Raw genomic sequence first — 22,263 nt, 5'->3', positions numbered from 1 at the left:
ATAAGAACTTTTGATCGTTAACGATTTCTAATGTACTGATTTTTGACTGTTACGAAGCATGAATATTCCTAACCAAATAAACCATATGATCTGACTTAAGCCAAAAATTTCAGTAAATATATCTGCTGGATATATAGTTAGAATACCAGCTGAACCAACTATACATCCTAAAAAAACTAAAGGTTTTGAGAAACTTTTCCCTTTTAAAGCTGCAATACTAAGAAGCAATACCCAAACTCCGCCAACTATTTCGTTTCCTCCTCCCAAGCCTTCAGTAACTATTTCAACACTTTTCCAAATCAACATCGCCTGTTCTGGTTCTTTGGCACCAATTCGAATTACAGAGTCTAAGCCAATATTAGCTATCATTCCGCTTGCTATTACTAATCCAACCCAAATTAAACCAAATACAGAAGCTATTTTTGAAAGAACATGAGAAGTATTTTTTAAACGTTCATGAATAGCAAGAACCAATACGGATAGTAAAACCCCAAATAACACATAAACTATTAAATTCAAAATCATTAAGATAGTTTGGTTATCAGATAGAAACTTAAGTTCTTGTATCGTATTCGCATCGCTTGGAGGATATACTAATACTGCTCCATAAATGATAAAGGCAATACCATAAATAATAGCTTCAAGTATTGCTGAAATTCCACCTAATTTTTGTACGTTTTTTAGTGCTGCCATAAAATCGCTGTTTTATTTGAAGACGGATCAAACCCAATTTTGTTACTAGATTTTCCTAATGTGTTATCATTGTACAAAACACTTTTATTTTCCCATGCTAATTTTGTTCCTTTGCATTTATGCCAGACCTACAACAAATTAAAAGTACATTAAAAGAATATTTTGGTTATGACACTTTCAGGCCATTACAACAAGAGATTATAGATGCTGTATTTAATCATCTGGATAATCTTGTTATTATGCCTACTGGTGGCGGAAAATCAATTTGTTATCAACTTCCTGCATTATTGCTACCTGGTGTAACTCTGGTCATTTCACCTTTAATCGCATTAATGAAAGATCAGGTAGATGGTTTATTGGCCAACGGTATACATGCTGCCTTTATTAATAGTAGTCAAACAGAAAGTGAGCAGCAAGACATATACCAGAAACTCCTGGATAAAGAAATAAAGTTACTCTATGTCGCTCCAGAAAGTTTAAGTTTTTTGGATACTATATTTTCTCAAATAGAACTAAGTTTAATTGCAATAGACGAAGCACATTGTATTTCGGCTTGGGGACATGATTTTAGACCTGCTTATACTCAACTTGGGTATCTCAAAACCAAATTTCCCAAAACCCCTGTGATTGCATTAACGGCAACCGCTGATAAAGCAACACGCCAGGATATTTGTGATCAACTTAACATCCCTAATGCCATACAGCATTTAGCTTCTTTTGATCGAAAAAATTTAAGCCTTGAGGTACGACCGGGGAACAAACGAATAGAACAGATCATTAATTTTCTTAAAGACAAGCCTAATGATTGTGGAATTATTTATTGCTTAAGTAGAAAAACTACAGAAGCTATTGCAGAAAAATTACAGCAACAAGGGTATACTGCAGAAGCATATCATGCAGGTATTGATCATCATAAGCGATCTAAAGTACAAGAGGGTTTTATTAATGATACAGTACAAATTGTATGTGCAACTATTGCATTTGGGATGGGTATCGATAAATCAAATGTTCGTTGGGTTATTCATTATAACTTGCCAAAAAACATTGAAGGGTATTATCAAGAAATCGGCCGTGCGGGACGAGATGGACTCCCCTCTTCTACACTACTGTTTCATAGTTATGCTGATGTTGTACAATTGCAAAAGTTTGCCAATATGTCTGGTAATCAAGAGGTACAGCTAGCAAAACTTGATCGTATGAAGCAGTATGCTGATTCACTGAGTTGCAGACGTAAAATTCTACTGAGTTATTTTGGAGAACTGATCGAAGAAGATTGTGGTAATTGTGATGTTTGTAAAAATCCACCAACTTTTATTGATGGAACAATCATTGCTCAAAAAGCATTATCAACGGTTACCCGAATCAAAGAACAAGAACCTATTGGAACTGTGATTGATATTTTAAGAGGTGCACAGAATGCAGCAGTATATGATAAAGGATATCAAAACCTTAAATCGTATGGTATTGGTAATGAAATATCATGGAGAGATTGGCAACAATATATTATACAATTAATTAATCAAGGGTATTTAGAAATTGCTTTTCATCAAAACAATAAACTAAAACTTACTTCACGTTCTAAGAAGGTATTATTTGAAGGCAAAAAAGTAAGTATAGCCCATTTACAAGAGTTTGAAAAAATAAAAGAAGTTGCTATAGAACAAATTGCTAAATCATCAACTCCTGATCTATTTGAAAAACTAAGATTACTGCGATTAGAGCTAGCAAAAGAAGCCGGTATTCCTGCCTATCAAATTTTTAGTGATGCCACATTAAAAGAAATGGAGAAATCCCGTCCGATGAGTGATGATGAATTCATGCAAATTAATGGTGTTGGAAGACAAAAAATGCAAAATTACGGGTATCAATTTATAAAAGCGATTATTGATTTTTCTCAAGAAAAAACGACAAAAAAGAAAAAGAAAAGTTCAAAAAAAGGAAATACACATAAGGAAACATTAACGCTTTATAAAGAAGGGTTATCAATAGAAGAAATAGCCATAAAAAGACAACTAGCCGCTTCTACAGTATTTTCTCATATTATGAAATTACATGAAGATGGTGAGGATATCGATCTAAAACAATTCGTAAGTGCTGCGGATCTATCAGCAGTTAAAAAAGCAAAAGAAGAACTCGACCAACCTGATACATTAAAACCATATTTTGAACATTTTGAACAAGCTCTTGATTATAATACAATCAAGATAGCCTTAACTGTTTTAAAAGATGAGAGTATAGATGTAAAGAATTAAAAGTTATTCTTTTAAAAGAGGTGTTACAGTATAGTATGGGCCGTCATCACAACCATCGGCTGGATGTGTTACACCTGACTCTATAAGTAATAATTGATGCTTTTTACTTAACCAAACATTTTCTATACTTTGACTTACATCACAGCTTTCTTTACTATCATAATCTCCCGTACAGCAAAATCCATGAAGTTTTGACAAAGGTAAATTCACACTTTTACTTGTGAAAGATTGAGTTAGTAATTTGGCTTTTACAAATAATTCATTATTATCCTTTTGTTGAATTTGTTCATGTTTTTTCACTTCAAATAACTTAAAATAGCTCGTTTCTTTTAATAAATCTTGTACCGCTTTAATGATAGTAGCTTTTTTCTCTGAAGAAAACTCTATTTGATCAGTTTCATTGGGATATAAAATAATTTCTTTATTAATTTCTCCAGTAGTAACACTACGTTGTTGTAAAATACTTCCGGTATCCACACAACAAGAATACTCGTTGTAAATAATTAGATAATATGATCCATCTTCTGAGATCGCAGGAAAATTCTGCCATGACAAATCGGTATCGTTATATACAATAGAAGGAGTATCTAACTCCTGAGCTAATAATCGATAACTAATCAAAAGTAAAGCAACAATCAAAAATTTATTTTTCATACTATTAAAAACTATCACAAATATCATTCAATAACAACTGGTACAGAACACGGTAAACAGTGAAATCACTTCTATTGTTTCAAAATTTCATCTACTATCGTTTTAGAATCATTAAAAATCGTACCTAAAATTCCGCCAAGCTTATAATTATCAAAACCTACAAAAAACAACCCTTGATGAGCCCCAACTGCAATAGGACTTTTTGGCACACCTTCAACATCCAAAAGCTCATCTGTATCTTCTATAAAATCTTCTATTTTTGCTCTATACCCAGTAGCTAGAAGTACAACATCAGCCTCAATATCAATTCCATTCTTTAGTTGAACTCCATTTTTATTAAAATGATCTATATCTCCTACTACTTTAATTTTACCTTCTTTAATTCTTTTAACCGTTCCCAAATCAATCACTGGAGTTTTTCCTGTCTTTTTTAAATGATCTATCGGATCTTTTTTAGAAATAGAAATTCCATATTTTGATAAATCTCCAATAACAATATTCCGAACCTGCTTACCAATCCATCTGCCTAATCCAAAAGGTAACTTTTCTAGTTTCTTTGCTGTGGTCTGTACGGGGCGACCATTAATATCTCTTGGAACAATAAGTAATGGACTTCTCACCGATAGTGTTACATCTATATGAGCTTCACTAAGATCTAATGCCAATTCTGCACCAGTATTTCCCATCCCGACAATGATTACTTTCTGGCCCAAAAATGGTTTACCATTTTTATATACTCTGCTATGAATTATTTTTCCTTTAAAATCATCCTGACCTTTCCATTTTGGAGCATAAGGAACTCGATTTACTCCAGTAGCAACAATTACATTTTTAGCCATAAACGATATATCAGTATTGGTGTCAACTATCCAATGATCTCCTTTTTTTTGTATTGTTTCTACTTTGGTATTATACTGAGGTTCTATTTTAAAATGCTCTGCATACTTCTCATAATATTCTGCTAACAAGGATTTGGGGATATATCTTGGATATTCTTCAGGAAATTTTAGATACGGTAAATGAGATAATTCTTTTACTGTATGTAGCAGTAATCGATCATAATGATTATGCCAACTCCATGCTATTTTATTGGATTGTTCTATAATTTCAAACGGAATATTATTTTTTCGTAGTCTCCCTGCTACTGCTAACCCAGCTGGTCCTGCACCTATAACTAAATTTTCAAGTTCTTGAATTTTCATAATAATAAAGGTGAAATAGTAACTTGATATTTCTCATATTCAGAACTATAGTCAAATCCTTTATGCAGTTGTGGTATGGATACACTTGATGGATAAAAGGTAATAGGTTCTATGCATACCATATTGCTAACTTCACTCCAAAGCATCATATGCCGAAAACCCTTTGTTTTAAGATTAACTATAAGGCTATCATTATTTTCCAGTACTAACTCTTTACATTCTTCGAGAAGGAAAGCAGATGAGCCGACCTCAAGAACCTCGTCCAAAGAAACAAGTGTATTTCCAGTTCTTAAAATCGGATTTTTGCTATAAATTTTAAATGCAGGATGAAAACCTAACATAAATGGCATCCCATCTTCTGATTGTATTTCGAAATAAATGGTTAGACTTCCATTTGTTAAATCAAAGATTTTTGTAAACTGAAAATCATATGGCCAATGCATATATTGCTGTGTTGATTTTTCAGGAAATTTAGGATTCTTAACTTCTGTATTTGCCTTGTATGTTTTATAAAAAGAAGCTTTACTCCTTTCTTCTTGCATTGGAAGATATTCCATTCCTCTCAAAATCCCATGTTGATCTAGCTTTGCTTCTCCTTTTGCTGTTTGAACAGAAAAATCATTTGCTGCAGTTGCTCCAATAATAGGAAACATTTCAATTTCTGTACTTCCCCATCCAGGATCTCCTTTCTGATGCATTACCTCTACACCCATTAGTTGATAACTTATCAATTCACCTTTATAAATGGTAACAACAGAATGGTTGTCATCGCTACGTAATTTTATAGTATCAGCCATAAAAAGTTGATTAGATAATTTTGAATATTATGATGCATGCTTTTTAAAATACTTCTTATCACTTTCAGAAATTAAAGGATCATCAAGTGCCTTTTGTAATAGGTTTTTGTGTAATGTATCATCATAATGAAATAGCAAGGTATTTAATTCTGAAATTGAAATCCCTTCACTATTTTCTGTATCCAATACAAATTCATCATTCACCTTAACTTCTCCAGGGACTAACACTCTTACATATACTCCAGAAAGTAAAGAATCAACAAACTGTTTAATAATTGCTTGATTCCCAAACCTAATTCCTAATTTGTAACAAGGTTGTCTCGGTCTTGATATTTGTACAGTGGTCTCTCCCAAGGTATAAATAGAACCTATCTTGATCTTTTTTTCATCAAAACCTGAAACTGTTAGATTCTCTCCAAACATCCCATAATTCCAATCCAAATCGGGATATTTTTCTTTCCAATATGAATAGTTGTCTGTAGCATATATATAACATGCTTTATCTACACCTCCGTGATATCTTCGATCGATCACATGATCATTTTTCACATCTTCTTTATCCAGATATATTGGTAGGTTAACAGGATGTTTATAGATTCCTGTTTTAACTTCTTTCCCTCTCCAAGACACTATTTGTGGTTCACCAATATTTGTAGATATTACCTTCATGCTTATATATTATTTTAAAAAGATTATAAAACTACTATTACCTCAATTATCCAACATAGTGTACAGTATGCTTATTTAAACTCTACTGAGTTTAGTATTAAACCTGAACCAGGAACAATATGCTCTAAGACAATTTCTTCTTCATTTGGATCTAACGTTTTTTTAAAAAAATCTAAATCAATTTTCCCCTTTCCTAAATCTAGTAAAGCTCCCATCATTAATCGAATTTGGTTTCTCTTAAACCCTTCTCCTTTCACTTGTAAAAGATAACTCTCTTTTGGAAAAAAATTAGCAACATAGACATCATTTTTTTTTATTTCGCAATGTGTTATTTCTCCTTCTAAAATTGTTTTTTCGGTAGGACGATGACAATAAGATCTAAAATTATGTTTCCCTTCAAATAATACAGCTGCCTTTTGCATTAAATCAATATTAAGGTCTTCTAATACATTATACATAAACGGTGCACAGAAAGGATGAAATTTCTCTCCATAAGAAAATAAATATAGATATTCTTTAATTTTAGGAGATTGAATGATATTAAAATTTTCATCAGTTTCTTCAATACTTAAAGCTCTTATATCTTGTGGTAAATTTTGGTTAAATACCGGATAAAAAATCTCCAAATCTAAAGGTTCTTTATCAACAAACAATTCTACATAAGCTTGGTTTGCAGACACCTTTGCATCTGTCCTTCCCGCAGCCAAAACTTTAAAATCCTTATGATCCAACACATAAGCGACAGTTCGTTCTACCATACGTTGTAAGGTGTTTACTGTAGGTTGTTTTTGCCACCCATGATATCTAAAACCAAGATATTGTAGCTCAATTATATAATAGAAACGTTTACGAAACATCAAATATCTTTTAAAATCTGTCCGAATATAGATAAATTATGTATTTCAACGATATTTATTCATTTTTTAATCCTAAAATTATGTGAACACAACTTTATAATTTCCTATATTTGAGTAAAGCTAATTAATAATTTAAAATCAACTTAGTTATGGTAAAAGCAAAGTATCAAGATGTTCTGGATTTAGGGCAAAAGTTAAATATCCAGGACGGTGATGTATCTGAAGAAAACGGAACTCTTAAAATAAAAGGTACGGCAAATACTCAATATGAAAAAAACCAGCTTTGGGATAAAATAAAAGAAATTGGAGGCGAATCTCCTTCTGATATTGTAGCTGATATCAATGTAGCAGATACTTCTGTATATCATAGACATACTGTAAAAAGTGGAGAATCATTAAGCAAAATTGCTAAACATTATTATGGAGATCCAATGAAATATAAAGCTATTTTTGAGGCAAATACCGGTATTCTGAAGAACCCTGATGTTATTCATCCTGATCAAGAATTAGTTATCCCTAATCTATAAGTTTTATAAACAAAAAAATAGAAGTATATACTATATAATACATACACAACCTTAGTATTAAAATCTAGTATTCAATACTTTACACAATAAAAAAAGCCACTAAATTCGAATTTAGTGGCTTTTTTTGATCTCTTACCTGATTATACAACCTTAAATCTTGTATTTTATCGAAAATATATTAGAAAACCGGTAAAAAATATTTTCTTTTTACGGTTTTACCGTAATTTTGTAATAGACCCAAAATAAATCATTATGAAAAGAATATTATTTATAGTCTTTTTATGCATTACAATTAACAATTACGCTCAATCGATATCAAAGACTAATATCATATATGAACGTAAAGATCAGATTGTGTTGAACAATGGGAAACAATATCAAATTCTGGTAGACAAACCTTTTTATCAAGTTACCGATACTAATATCCAAAAATATAAACAAGTTGTAAATGATCTATTACGATTAAATCGTGTATTAATTCTTCGTAATAATGATGAATACGTTGAACTTGTAGAATGGGTTAAAGAAGATATAAAATTGTATCAATCCAAAGAACTTGTGGATGCTAACTTAAAAGAGAATATAATATCTGATTCTCTTGCCTCTCCAGAAGACTAAGATTTTTTTATTGTAATTTTTGCTAATTGTAAAATTTGATCAAATTGCTCTTCTAATGTAAGGTTAGAATTATCAATCTTGATAGCATCTCCAGCTTTTCGTAACGGTGAATCTTTTCTTGTGCTATCAATGTGGTCTCGATTTACTACATTTTTTAAAACATCTTCATAGGTTACATCCTCTCCCCGATCAGAAAGTTCAATAAACCTTCGTTCTGCCCGATCTTTGGCAGTTGCCGTCATGAATAACTTAAGCTCTGCTTTAGGGAATACAACAGTACCTATATCTCTTCCATCCATTACTATCCCTTTATCCACACCCATTTTTTGTTGTTGTTCAACTAATTTTCTACGTACACTGGATACCGCAGCGATTTTACTCACATGTCGAGAAACTGCAAGGGTTCTAATTTCTTGCTCTATATTCTCTCCATTAAGTAATACTTCGGCCAGGCCAGTTTTTGGACTAATTTCAAACTTAAGATTGATTTTAGAAAGATCATTTTCTAAAGCTTCTATATCAAAATGAGATTCATCAATAAAACCAGCTCTCATAGCATATAAAGAAACTGCGCGATACATCGCTCCCGTATCCACATAAATATATTCTAGTGCCTTAGCCAGTTGTTTAGCAACCGTGCTTTTTCCTGTAGACGAATGGCCATCAATAGCTATAATAATCTTTTTTGCTTCCAACTATATCTAGAATTTATATGAATGAAATCATTATGAGTTCCAAAAATACACGAAACTATCCTGAAAATACAAGCTAAAGAAAAAAAGTTATGATTACATAGTCTTTACAAAATACTAACAGCTTGTATATTAAATCATAGGTCAGAAACCTTGTTAAAATAAGATGCCAACACAATAATTACATTTTATCCAAGTTATTTACCTTTGAACCCCCTTTGTATGATATAAAGTTACTTTAGTTTACCTTAAAATCAACATACTTAACCTAAGTAACACAAATCATGGGCTTTTTTGACTTTTTAAACGAAAAAATTGCAATAGATCTAGGCACTTCTAATACGCTTATTACATACAAAGGAAAAATAGCGGTCGACAATCCTTCTATCATTACTATAAATCAAATTTCAGGAAAAATTATTGCCGTCGGTAAAGAGGCTGGTATGATGAGAGGTAAGATCAATAAAAATATAAAAACAATTTATCCTTTTAGTAATGGTGTCATTTCTAATTTTGATGCAACAGAAAAAATGTTGAAGACATTTATAAAACGATTATCGTCTCTTAATTCTTCGTTATTTTTTTCTTCATATAATATGATTATTGCTATTCCTTGCGGAAGTACAGAAGTAGAAATGCGAGCAGTACAAGAATCTGCAAAACGATTAAATGCAAAAAATATATTCCTTATACATGAACCTATCGCTGCAGCTATTGGAGGAGGTATAAACGTTTTGGAACCTAAAGGTAACATGATTGTTGATATCGGAGGAGGAACTACAGAAATTGCTGTAATCTCTTTGGGAAGAATAATTAGCGGTCAATCGGTAAAAATCGCCGGAAACACTTTTAATGAGGACATCACTCAATATATACGTGAGTTTCGTAACCTACACATTGGAGAATCTATGGCAGAAAAAATAAAAATAAAAATTGGTTCTGCAATACATAATTTAACTTCTCCTCCAGATAACATCCAAATAGAAGGAAGAGATTTACTTACCGGAAAGCCTCAACAAATACAATTATCATATAAAGAGATAGAAAAAAGTCTAGATAAATCTATCACACAAATAGAAAATGCCATCATGGAGACGCTTTCTGAAATTCCTCCAGAAATATCTGCCGATATTTATAATACAGGTATCTATCTAACTGGAGGCGGATCCATGCTTAGAGGACTTGATGAGCGATTATCAAGAACTACAGAACTTCCTGTACATCTCGGGGAACAACCTCTTAAAACTGTAGTAAAAGGAAGCGATATTGTGCTTAAAAATCTCGATAGATATACTGATGTACTTGTACAAAAGAGGAGGTAATACAAGACATCGTTCTATAAAATTTAATTTTCATTTTTTCTTCAATCATTATATATAGTGTTAAGAGTTCATAGTTTATCTCTAATCATTTCTCTAAAAAAGAAATCTCCTTTTTTCATATTTAGTACAGCATCATTTTTTAAAATAATTCTTTAATATTTTGATGTCCCACACATCTAAAAACCAGATAGTAATCTAAAAAACAAGAACTTAGGAAAAACCATAAAAATATTACGTTTTAGCCGTATCCAAGAGTGTTAAAATTATGTTATTTTTATACGGTACTACAATAAACCCCAAACATTGTCAAAAAACATACCCCCTGTATTTTAAAGAGTTTTGTTTATACCCAAAACTCTCAAGTAATAAATACGCCCTTTGACGAAACATAAATAAGATTTTTTACCATCAGTTTTCTAATTACATTTTATGAAACAATTTTACTTAACCGAAAAAAAGAAAATCCCCAGTCGATTGCTAACTAGAACAAATAAGTTGTTTTTACAATTTTGTGTACTCTTAGTAGTCTTTTTTGCAGGGGTTACTACCGTCAAATCCCAAAGTTGTACCATCAATGCTGGATTAAACCAAACGATATGTATCAATGATATAATGCAATTACAAGGTAGTAGTCCTGACACTTATGCCAGTGGTCCAACATGGAGTCAAACTGCTGGGCCAACAGTTATCATTAGCGATCCTACAATAGACAACCCTATAATAACAGGTTTTATTGCTGGTAATACTTATGAATTTGAGTATACTGCGGAATGTTTTAATGGCGACACCCCTTCCCAAACTGTTTCTATTGTGGTAAACCCAATAACCATTGCAGATGCTGGTACAGATGTAGCTTCATGTCCTGATAATACAGGCTCTATAGTTGTTAATGGAAATAGTCCTGGGAATATTAATGAAACAGGACAATGGTCAATAGTGGGAGGAAATGGCGCTGGTGTATCTATTAGTTTACCAAATTCAGCTAGTACTCCTATAACCCTATCAGAAACTAATGCGGGTAGTACAACATTACGATGGACGATTACAAATTCTGTTTCTTCGTGTAGTTCTTCCTCAGATATTACAGTTACCAATTATGGTGGTGAAATTCCTGTAAATGCAGGGCCTAACCAAAGTTTAGATCAATGTTATACAGTAAGTCGATCCACAAATTTAAATGGTTCTTTTGGAGGTAATAATCTTAATGGGCAACAAGGAACCTGGACGTTCGTTAGCGGACCTTCGTTTCCATCCATAACAAATCCTAATAGTGCTAATACCAATGTCTCTGATCTTATAGAAGGAACGTATACGTTTCGATGGAATGTTGTCGGACCTTGTGCAACGGGTAGTGATACGGTTAATATTGTTATTGATCCTGCAACGCAGGATATTACACCTGCGACAATACAAGATAATAATCAACGGTTTTGTGATGCTTCGATTACAGAAACCACATTAGTAGGTTCTACTCCAGATTTTACTAATGAAACTGTAGAATGGAATCAAACTGGAGGTCCTCCTGCTACCATTGTAAGTCCAATGAATAGCACTACTCAAATAACAGGTCTTGCATCACCAGGAGATTATACATTTACCTATACCATAACTAATAATGTAACACTTTGTACAGAAGTAGCAACCGCTAGAGTACGTTATAATGTAGGTGTAATAGATATTGTTGTAAATTCTGGAAATGATATTGTTGCTCCATGTGGAGACACTACTGTAAATGTTCCTTTTACATTTACTAATGGTAATAACACTCAATATAGCATCATTGGTGGGCCAAGCGCTTCTGCTATTTCATTTCCTACTTCATACCAAAATGCGGTAAGTAGTCCAACGACAATTAATATATTTGACGTTCCTGGTACATACACCGTTAATTTCAGAAGAAGAAGAACCGGAAATCAGCTAACAGGATGTGATGAAGCTAATGATGCCATTAATATAATCATATCTGCCCCTCCTAGTGGAGCTAATGCTGGTGTGAATCAAGATTTTGCATGTGGTCAGGTAGGCGGAACCCTTGCTGGAAGTCCTATTCTTCCACAAGAACTATCAGTTTGGTCACAAGTATCTGGTCCAAATACTGCTACTATTTCTGATATTTATGCACAAAATCCTCTTTTATCAGGTATGATTCCTGGTACTTATGAATTTAGATATACTGTAACCGCAGGACCTAATTGTGTACCTCCTATAACAGATGAAGTAATAATTGAAGTTTCACCAATAAGTAATAATCCTGTAGACGCAGGTCCTGATCAAATTGATATTTGTGTTGGAGCTAATGTAGAGCTAGCTGCAAATGCAGGCTCCGCCGCTCAGACTGGAACCTGGACTGGTCCTCCCGGGATAACATTTTCTGATATAAATGATCCAAATGCAGTAGCTTCTGGGTTTTCTTCACCTTCTACGACCTATACACTTACCTGGTCTTTAGATATTGTAGATAATACCGCTTGTACACTAGCTCCTGCTACTGACACAGTAGATATAACCACTTCTGCAGATATATCGCCTACAGCTGCCGCTGCCGGAGTTGATCAATGTTTGGCTGGAGGAACTACAAATGTTTCATTATCAGGAAATGCTCCTGCTACCACACCTAATCCCGAAGAAGGGCTATGGACCGTTTCACCTGCTGCTGGAGTTACTTTTGCTCCGGATGCAACACAACCTAATGCTGTTGCCACGGTCCCTTCGGATGGTGTCTATATATTTACATGGACGATACAATATACTGCTCCTACTCCTAATGGATGTGCTAGTACTTCTGATGATGTTCAGGTAGTAATAGCCGACACCAATCTAAGCGTAAGTGCAGGACCAGATCAAGAATTATGCTTAGATCCATTATTATTATCTTTTGATATGAATGCTACTCCAGCACCGGCTGGAGGTACAGGAACATGGAATTTAGTTTCTGGTGGGCAATTCTCTGTAGATGATGAAAATAGTCCAACCGCTACATTCTCTAATCTTTTAGATGGAACTTATGTTTTTGAATGGGTTATCTCTTTCGAAGATTGTCCGGTGACGAGCCCGGCAGATCAAGTTACTATTGTAGTAGGAATTCCTCCAACAGTGGCAAACATTCCAGCTGGAGATCAAGTGATTTGCGCGACTACTAATGCAGTTATTACAGCAGATCCCTTATTGAACCCTATCACAGAGTCGGGAGTATGGTCATTGGTATCGGGTCCAAATACGCCTAGCATAGATAATCCTAGCAATAATAATATTAATGTTTCTGGTTTAACGACAGGATCATACGTTTTTAATTGGACTGTTACTTCAAGTTCTCCAATATCCTCAGTAACCGGTGATCCGTTATGCCCTACCTCATCACAAAATGTCATGATAGATGTATATGCTCCGTCTAGTGCAGGACCTGATCAAGATTTATGTGAAGTAACCAGTGTATTTCTAGAAGCTACTCCAGGAACTACAGGAACCTGGACACAAGTTGCTAATGGTGCCCCCGTATCAACCATTAATCAATCTTCACCGGGTAGTAATACTGCAAATGCTTCAGTTATTCCTGGTAATACTTACGAATTTCAATTCGAAACTAATTATACTGCTCCAGGAGATGTTTGTAACAATACAGATACGGTTATTATTACGATAAGTGATGGACCTTCGGTAGATCCTATAGCGGGTACGAGTCGTTTTATTTGTAGTGATGATACTACTTCAATCACATTAGCAGGGAGTACACCGCCTGCAGATCCTGGGCTTACAGCTACTTGGAGCATCTTAGAACAACCATCTGGTACAGCTTCTATTCCAATAGGGGATATAAATAATCCCAATGCAACATTAAATGGTTTGAGTGAAGCAGGTGTATATATTCTACAATGGAATTACTCTATTGATAATTGTACCGATAAAGCTAGTATAGTAAGAATAGAGGTCTTTGGAGGACCAATCAGCGCTGGTTCTGATCAAACTAATGCATGTCAAGAAGATACTCAACTGAATGCTACATTACCAGAATTTGCTGAAGGAACATGGTCTTTTGCAAATCCTGGAGACGATCCTTCAGGTGGAGTTGTAGTAATAAACGATATTAATAATCCACAAACTATTTTATCTAATGTTCCTGGTGATGTTGGTAATGATGGTATCGATGATATTTATGTACTAACATGGACAGTTTCTTACTCTAACACCAGTCCTTTTACAGATCCCGTATCACCAAATCTGTGTGATCCTCAATCCGATACTGTAACATTAACATTTACTGGAGTTCCTCCTACTCCTGCAGATGCAGGACCTGATCAAAATCTTTGTGATGAAACACAAACGTTCTTAAATGCTGTCCCCCTTGCAAGTGGCACAGGTACCTGGACTCAAACCGGCGGACCAGCGGGGCCTATTATTACAGCTCCCAATAACCCTAATAGTCTGGTTATCGATCTTGCACCAGAAACATATGAATTTACCTGGACCACAGTTGGTGGAGGATGTACATCAACCGATATAATGGAAGTTACCGTCGTTTCTGATCCCATCATAGCGGAAGCTGGACCAGATCAAAATTTACCTGAATTCTCAATTGTGACCTTAGGTGCTACAGCTGCCTCCCCACCTTCAGTAGGAAGATGGACTCAAGTCTCAGGTCCAAATGTAGCTAATATCGATGATAATACAAATCCAAATAGCAATGTAACAAGTACCATTGCAGGAACCTATATATTCGAATGGACTGTTACCAATGGGAGTTGTGATCCCAGATCTGATCAAGTAACTATTGTAATTATTCCTATAGTAGATTTAGAATTATCCAAATCAGTCTTACCAGCTGCCGCAAAAATTGGTGAAACCGTAACATTTACTGTTGCGATCACTAATAATAATGCGAGTGGAAGTTCTGATGCCACAGGAGTTGAAGTGGTTGATATTATACCTGCAGGGTATAGTTTAGTTCCAGGTACAGTAAGCAACTCCGGACTTTATAATGCTGGTAATTTATCCATAACATGGAGCGGTGTAAATGTCCCTAACGGAACCACTATAAATCTTACATTTGATGCAACTGTGAATGCTACAGGGCCTTATAATAACTCCGCTCAAATTACGGCAAGCAATGAGTTTGACCCGGATTCAACACCAAATAATGATGTTCCTGGAGAAGATGATCAAGATGAAGCTACTGTAACGATTACACCAAATGATCCTCCTGTTGCAGTTAATGATCAAAGTTTAAATAATACTCTAGGAGACCCTGTACCTGTTATCATTCTTAATAATGATTCTGATAGTGACGGAACTTTAGACCCAGAAAGTGTTGATCTGGATACTCCGGTTGGAGCAACAAGTATCATTACAGATCTTGATGGTGATGTGATTGGATTTACAGTCCCAGGAGAAGGATCATGGGCGTATGATGATGATACAGGTGAACTTACATTTTCGCCAGAACCTGGTTTTACAGGCAACCCAACTGATATTACATATACCGTAAGAGACGATAGTGGTAATACTTCAAATGTTGCGACAGTTAATATTGAATACACGTTCACTCCTCCAGTAGCCAATGATGATACTAATTTGACTCCTACTCCTATTAATGATCCTACAATACTTAACATTATCAATAATGACTTATTAGCAGATGGAAGTACACCAAACCCTTCAGATGTAGATGTGGATTTAGACCTTACTACTCCTGGAATACAGAACACACTTAATGTTCCTACTCAAGGAGACTGGGTGTATACCCCAGGAACCGGACAAGTTACATTTACTCCGGTAGGTGGATTCACAAACAGTCCAACGCCGATTACTTATGAACTTACCGATTTGGATAATAATCAGACCGATACAGCACTTATCACTATTGTCTATCAACAACCTCCGGTTGCTAATGATGATCAAAGCTTAGCTAATGCTGTCGGAACAACAGTTAATTTACCTATTACAACTAATGATAATGATCCTGATGGGCTTATTGACCCAGCTACGGTAAATCTTATCCCCCCAGGCGGAGCGATAGGAATCGTTACTGACCTTAATGGAAATGTAATAGAATTTATAGTTCCGGGTGAAGGGACATGGAGTTATAATGGTATCACTGGATTATTAAGCTTTTCTCCAGAAACAGGGTATACCGGTAATCCAACAGATATTACCTACACAGTTAGAGATGATGACGGTAATTTATCCAATGTGGCATCCATAAATATAGAATTTACTCCAACTCCTCCTATAGCAAATGATGATACCAATACTGTTGCAACTCCAATCGGAAATAACACAGATGTATCTGTATTAGATAATGATACCCTTGGTGATGGAAGTACTCCAGATGTTACAGATGTTTCTATCGACTTAGATCCAGGAACTCCTGGAATACAAACGACATTGAATGTTCCTGGGCAAGGAGATTGGACCTACAGTCCCGTAACTGGAATTGTAACCTTTGACCCCATTCCTGCCTTTACAGGAAATCCAACACCAATTACTTATGAATTAACCGATCTGGATAACAATCAAACAGATACAGCACTAATTACTGTAATCTATCAACAGCCTCCAGTAGCAGATGATGACGATAGCTTGGCGAATACTGTTGGAGATACAGTCAATGTACCAATTCTTACAGGAGATACTGATGCCGATGGAACTATTGACCCGACAACAGTCGATCTTACTACACCAGGTGGAGCAACAAATGTAATTACAAGTCTTGACGGTGACGTGATTGGATTTACTGTTCCTGGAGAAGGTGTTTGGTCATATGATGAAACTACAGGACAACTTAGCTTTGATCCGCAAGATGGATTTACGGGTAACCCAACTGATATTACCTATACTGTAGATGATAATGATGGAAACACATCAAATCTTGCTACTGTAAATATAGAATATACGCCTACTCCTCCTGTAGCCAATGATGATACGAATGCGGTTGCAACTGTTATAGGAAATAATACAGATGTATCTATATTAGATAATGATACGCTGGCTGATGGAACTACTCCAGATGTTACAGATGTTTCTATCGACTTAGATCCAGGAACTCCTGGAATACAAACGACATTGAATGTTCCTGGGCAAGGAGATTGGACCTACAGTCCCGTAACTGGAATTGTAACCTTTGACCCCATTCCTGCCTTTACAGGAAATCCAACACCAATTACTTATGAATTAACCGATCTGGATAACAATCAAACAGATACAGCACTAATTACTGTGATCTATCAACAGCCTCCAGTAGCAGATGATGATGATAGCTTGGCGAATACTGTTGGAGATACAGTCAATGTACCAATTCTTACAGGAGACACTGATGCCGATGGAACTATTGACCCGACAACAGTCGATCTTACTACACCAGGTGGAGCAACAAATATAATCACGAGTCTTGACGGTGATGTGATTGGATTTACTGTTCCTGGAGAAGGTGTTTGGTCATATGATGAAACTACAGGACAACTTAGCTTTGATCCGCAAGATGGATTTACGGGTAATCCAACTGATATTACCTATACTGTAGATGATAATGATGGAAACACATCAAATCTTGCTACTGTAAATATAGAATATACGCCTACTCCTCCTGTAGCCAATGATGATACGAATGCGGTTGCAACTGTGATAGGAAATAATACAGATGTATCTATATTAGATAATGATACGCTGGCTGATGGAACTACTCCAGATGTTACAGATGTTTCTATCGACTTAGATCCAGGAACTCCTGGAATACAAACGACATTGAATGTTCCTGGGCAAGGAGATTGGACCTACAGTCCCGTAACTGGAATTGTAACTTTTGACCCCATTCCTGCCTTTACAGGAAATCCAACACCAATTACTTATGAATTAACCGATCTGGATAACAATCAAACAGATACAGCTTTAATTACTGTGATCTATCAAATACCTCCAGTAGCAGATGATGATGATAGCTTGGCTAATACGGCTGGAGATACAGTTAATGTACCAATTCTTACTGGAGATACTGATGCCGATGGAACTATTGATCCTATGTCTGTAAATCTTACTACTCCGGTTGGAGCAACTAATGTAATTACAGACTTGAATGGAGATGTTATTGGATTTACAGTTCCAGGAGAAGGAATTTGGTCCTATAACGAGATTACCGGAGAACTTAGTTTTGATCCGCAAGATGGTTTTACTGGTAACCCGACTGATATTACCTATACGGTAGATGATAATGATGGAAACACATCAAATCTTGCTACAGTTAATATAGAATATACTCCTACACCTCCAGTGCCCAATGATGATAATAGTTCTAATAATGTAACTAACAATTCGGTAACACTCAATATCATTAATAATGATGTATTAGCAGATGGAAGCACTCCTTTACCCACTGATGTTTTTGTGGATTTAGTTATTCCTATCACAGCAACCAGTCCTGTAATCGGTGCCAATTTTACAACTATCGGTTTTACTGTTCCTAATGAAGGTGACTGGCTATACAACGAAGCAACAGGACAAATGACATTTACACCTGAAGCAGGATTTACAGGAGACCCAACACCTATTGATTATAATATTATAGATTCAGACAATCTAGAAATAAGTGTTGCTCCGGCTACTATAACTATTGACTATGCAATCCAACCGCCGGTTGCAGTTGATAATGAGAATTTAAATAATACTCCTGGTAATACAGTAGATATTACAATACTTACTAATGATAGTGATCCGGATGGTATCTTAGATCCAAATGGAGTAAATTTAATTCTACCCGCAGGTGCAACTGGTATTATCACAGATGGTGATGGTGATGTAACAGAGTTTACTGTTACAGGAGAAGGAACCTGGACATACAATCCTGCAACACAAACATTATCTTTTGATCCTGATCCAGGATTTATAACTGATCCTACACCAATTTTTTATACCGTAGATGATAATGATGGAAACCCTTCTAATCAAGCAGAAGTGAGAATTGATTATTTAGATGTCGCAGATTTATCTTTAATTAAAAGAGTTGTTGATAATGATATTACGCCATTTACAGGTACTGAAATTACATTTGAGGTCAGAGTAACCAACGATGGACCTGCTCTTGCAACAGGAGTATCTGTAACCGATCTTTTACCAAATGGATATGACTTTGTACTCTATAGTTCTACTGCAGGTGTTTATGATGAAACTACAGGAATATGGAATATAGGTACAATACCTAGTGGAGATACAGAAACGTTATTGATAGATGTTTTGGTAAATGAAACCGGTAATTATACAAATGTTGCACAAGTTACCGCATCTAGTGTATTGGATTTAGATTCTACACCTAATAATAATATTCTTGCAGAAGATGACCAAGATGAAGTGGTGGTAACTCCGGTTCTAACTCCTCGTATTGATCTTTCTGTAACCAAAGTCGCAGATGATTTAACTCCAAATGTTGGTGGAACTATTACCTTTACCATGACAGTAACCAATGATGGTCCTAGTAATGCTACAAATGTTGTTGTTACCGATTTATTGGCTTCTGGATATCAGTACGTAAGTTCTACCGTCACCGTTGGAACATATGAACCATTAAATGGTTCCTGGACAATAGGTAATCTTGCTAACAGTGTTACTCAAACACTTACAATAACCGCTAATGTATTGGCAATGGGGGATTATACCAATGTTGTTGAAGTTACTGATGCAACAGAAAACGATATTGATTCTACCCCTGCAAATAATGATGATACAGAAGATGATCAAGTCACTATAGAACCTATTCCTATTTCAGTATCTGACTTAAGAGTAACTAAATCTGTAAATAACGCAACTCCACAAGTAGGTAGTGATATTCAGTTTACCATTCTATTAGAGAATTTAGGATTAAGCAGTGATAGAAATATTGTAGTTACTGATTTGTTACCCACAGGATATACCTTTGTTTCTTATGAAGCAACAGCTGGAGTGTATGATGATGTTTCTGGATTATGGACAGTGAATAGAACGCTTATTCAAGGAGATATCGAAAGACTAACGATTACTGCAACCGTTAACCCAACAGGTGTATATACCAATATAGCAGAAATTACAGCTTCAGATAATTTGGCTACTGATCCAAATATTCCTAATAATACAAGTACTATTGGTACTACTCCTATTCCTGTTGCTGATTTATCTCTAACAAAAACAGTTAATAATACCACCCCAGATGTTACTGATAATATCACATTTACTCTTACACTAACTAACGATGGACCGAGTGAAGCAACCGGGGTTGTTGTAACTGACCCTATTCCTTCTGGGTTTAATTGGATTTCAGATACTAGTGGAGGTGATTATAATTCTGGCACTGGTTTATGGACTATCGGAAATTTAGGAATTGGAGCAACAACAAGTATTGACATAACTGTCTCTATTAATACACTAGGAAATTATACCAATGTAGCAGAAGTAACTGCTGTTAATGAATTAGACCCGGATTCAACACCAAATAATGACATCTTAGCTGAAGATGATCAAGAAGAAGTTCAAGTATTCCCAAGAGTAATCACTGATATATCTGTTACAAAAGCAGTAGATGTGATGAGCCCTGCTGTTGGTGATCAAATTACATTTACAATAACAATAACTAATGATGGACCTAGTAATGCAACAGGAATTGTTGTCGAAGATGTACTAGCCTCTGGTTATATGTTTGATAGTGCAAACCCTTCGGTTGGTATTTATGATGAAACCATAGGTTCTTGGGATATAGGAAACCTCGCTAATGGTATTACAGAAACTCTTACGATTACAGTAACTGTATTACCTACTGGTAGTTATTCTAATACTGCAGAATTAATTGCGCTAGACACTTTTGATCCAGATTCTAACCCAGATAATAATGTAGATTCTGAAGATGATCAGGATACTGTAAATCCAATGCCTTCTGGTCTTGCTGATTTATCAATTGAAAAAGTAGTAAATAATGCTACTCCTTTGGTTGGAGATACTGTAGAATTTGTCATTAATGTGACTAATAGCGGAGATAGTAATGCCACAGGTGTAGAAATTACCGATCAATTACCGATCGGATATACTTTTGTTTCTTTTGTAGCGACCGCTGGGTTGTATAATAGTACTACCGGAATTTGGTCTATTAATGGTACAATATTAAATGGTACAACTGAGTCTTTAATTATTCTGGCAACTGTAAATGAACCTACAAATACAACTGACGAGTATATTAATATCGCAGAAATCACCAGATCTGATCAAGCAGATCCTGATAGTGATACTACCTCTGGAGTTGATAACGATGATTTTGCTGATGGTATACCAGATGATGATGAATCCACTGTGGTTGTTACTCCACAATTTGTTGATATAGGGGTTGACAAAATAGTAAGCCCAGTAAATGTTACTATAGGTGAAGAAGTGATGTTTACCATTACAGCAACCAATAATAGTAATACTAACGTTGCAACTAATGTTCAAATACAAGATGTACTACCAACAGGATATCGTTATGTGTCTTCCTCTGCTTCATCTGGTGATTATAACCAGGTCTCAGGTCTATGGATTGTTCCAACAGTGAATACTAATGAAACCGAAACATTAACTATAACTGCAGAAGTATTAGATATAGATGATTATATCAATGTAGCTTCTTTGTTTGATCTAGATCAATTTGATATTAATACAGATAATGACTCTGGAGAAGCATTTGTTGTAACACAGTGTTTAACTGTTTTCAATGAGTTTTCACCTAATAATGATGGAGTAAACGATACTTTTAGTATTGACTGTATTTCGCAATATCCAGATAATAGACTTGAAATTTATAACCGATGGGGAAATATTGTTTTTGAAAAAGACGGTTATGATAACTCTTGGGATGGTACCTCAAACGGAAGAGCTGTAATCTATGTCGAAGACAAGTTACCCGTAGGTACATATTACTATATTTTGGATCTTGGAGATGGTACCAAACCAAAAGCCGGTTGGGTTTATTTAAACAGATAAATTTTTAGAATAAAGTTATAAG

12 protein-coding genes are annotated in these 22,263 nt (G+C 35.1%); 5 read left to right on the top strand and 7 right to left on the bottom strand.

Annotated features, from left to right (window positions below):
• Positions 1-27 precede the first annotated feature (27 nt).
• Positions 28-693 carry a DUF4386 family protein gene (locus tag PQF96_RS14570; protein WP_109437658.1) on the bottom strand — a complete coding sequence of 222 codons (666 nt, stop codon included), beginning with the start codon at positions 691-693 and terminating at the stop codon, positions 28-30.
• A gap of 119 nt (positions 694-812) precedes the next feature.
• On the opposite strand from PQF96_RS14570, the gene recQ reads away from it, so the two are divergent.
• Positions 813-2,945 carry a DNA helicase RecQ gene (recQ, locus tag PQF96_RS14565; protein WP_271767014.1) on the top strand — a complete coding sequence of 711 codons (2,133 nt, stop codon included), beginning with the start codon at positions 813-815 and terminating at the stop codon, positions 2,943-2,945.
• Between the two features lie 3 nt (positions 2,946-2,948).
• On the opposite strand, the gene PQF96_RS14560 is transcribed toward recQ, so the two are convergent.
• The 5 genes from PQF96_RS14560 to PQF96_RS14540 form a co-directional block, all read right to left on the bottom strand.
• Positions 2,949-3,599, bottom strand: coding sequence for a hypothetical protein (locus tag PQF96_RS14560; RefSeq protein ID WP_271767012.1), 651 nt, complete (start codon positions 3,597-3,599; stop codon positions 2,949-2,951).
• A 71-nt stretch (positions 3,600-3,670) separates the two neighbouring features.
• Entirely contained in the window at positions 3,671-4,801 is a 1,131-nt protein-coding gene (locus tag PQF96_RS14555; protein WP_271767011.1) for a flavin-containing monooxygenase, read from the bottom strand.
• Complete coding sequence (locus tag PQF96_RS14550) at positions 4,798-5,598, bottom strand: aldose epimerase family protein (RefSeq protein WP_271767010.1); 801 nt, start codon at positions 5,596-5,598, stop codon at positions 4,798-4,800. Before PQF96_RS14550 ends, PQF96_RS14555 begins: the two co-directional genes overlap by 4 nt.
• 27 nt (positions 5,599-5,625) lie before the next feature.
• Positions 5,626-6,267 (bottom strand): MOSC domain-containing protein, encoded by a 642-nt coding sequence (locus tag PQF96_RS14545; protein WP_271767008.1) that lies wholly within the window; start codon positions 6,265-6,267, stop codon positions 5,626-5,628.
• Positions 6,268-6,338: 71 nt separating this feature from the next.
• Positions 6,339-7,124, bottom strand: a complete 786-nt coding sequence (locus PQF96_RS14540; protein WP_109437664.1) for a tRNA pseudouridine synthase A — start codon at positions 7,122-7,124, stop codon at positions 6,339-6,341.
• Positions 7,125-7,273: 149 nt separating this feature from the next.
• Between PQF96_RS14540 and PQF96_RS14535 the strand changes: the two genes are divergently transcribed.
• Both PQF96_RS14535 and PQF96_RS14530 read left to right on the top strand, forming a co-directional pair.
• Positions 7,274-7,651 (top strand): LysM peptidoglycan-binding domain-containing protein, encoded by a 378-nt coding sequence (locus PQF96_RS14535; protein ID WP_109437665.1) that lies wholly within the window; start codon positions 7,274-7,276, stop codon positions 7,649-7,651.
• A gap of 252 nt (positions 7,652-7,903) precedes the next feature.
• Entirely contained in the window at positions 7,904-8,269 is a 366-nt protein-coding gene (locus tag PQF96_RS14530) for a hypothetical protein (protein WP_109437666.1), read from the top strand.
• Here PQF96_RS14530 and cmk read toward each other — a convergent pair.
• A complete protein-coding gene (gene cmk, locus PQF96_RS14525; protein WP_109437667.1) occupies positions 8,266-8,964 on the bottom strand; it encodes a (d)CMP kinase in 699 nt (232 codons plus the stop codon). The genes PQF96_RS14530 and cmk overlap by 4 nt on opposite strands.
• Positions 8,965-9,245: 281 nt before the next feature.
• On the opposite strand from cmk, the gene mreB reads away from it, so the two are divergent.
• On the top strand, positions 9,246-10,283 hold the full coding sequence (mreB, locus tag PQF96_RS14520; RefSeq protein WP_109437668.1) for a rod shape-determining protein: 1,038 nt from the start codon (positions 9,246-9,248) through the stop codon (positions 10,281-10,283).
• 429 nt (positions 10,284-10,712) lie between these two features.
• Positions 10,713-22,241, top strand: a complete 11,529-nt coding sequence (locus PQF96_RS14515; RefSeq protein WP_271767005.1) for a PKD domain-containing protein — start codon at positions 10,713-10,715, stop codon at positions 22,239-22,241.
• Positions 22,242-22,263 lie beyond the last annotated feature (22 nt).

Source organism: Aquimarina algiphila (genome assembly GCF_947494415.1).
Lineage (GTDB): Bacteria > Bacteroidota > Bacteroidia > Flavobacteriales > Flavobacteriaceae > Aquimarina > Aquimarina algiphila.
Note: the sequence above shows the minus strand (reverse complement) of the source record. Positions and strands in the feature narration are given on the sequence as shown.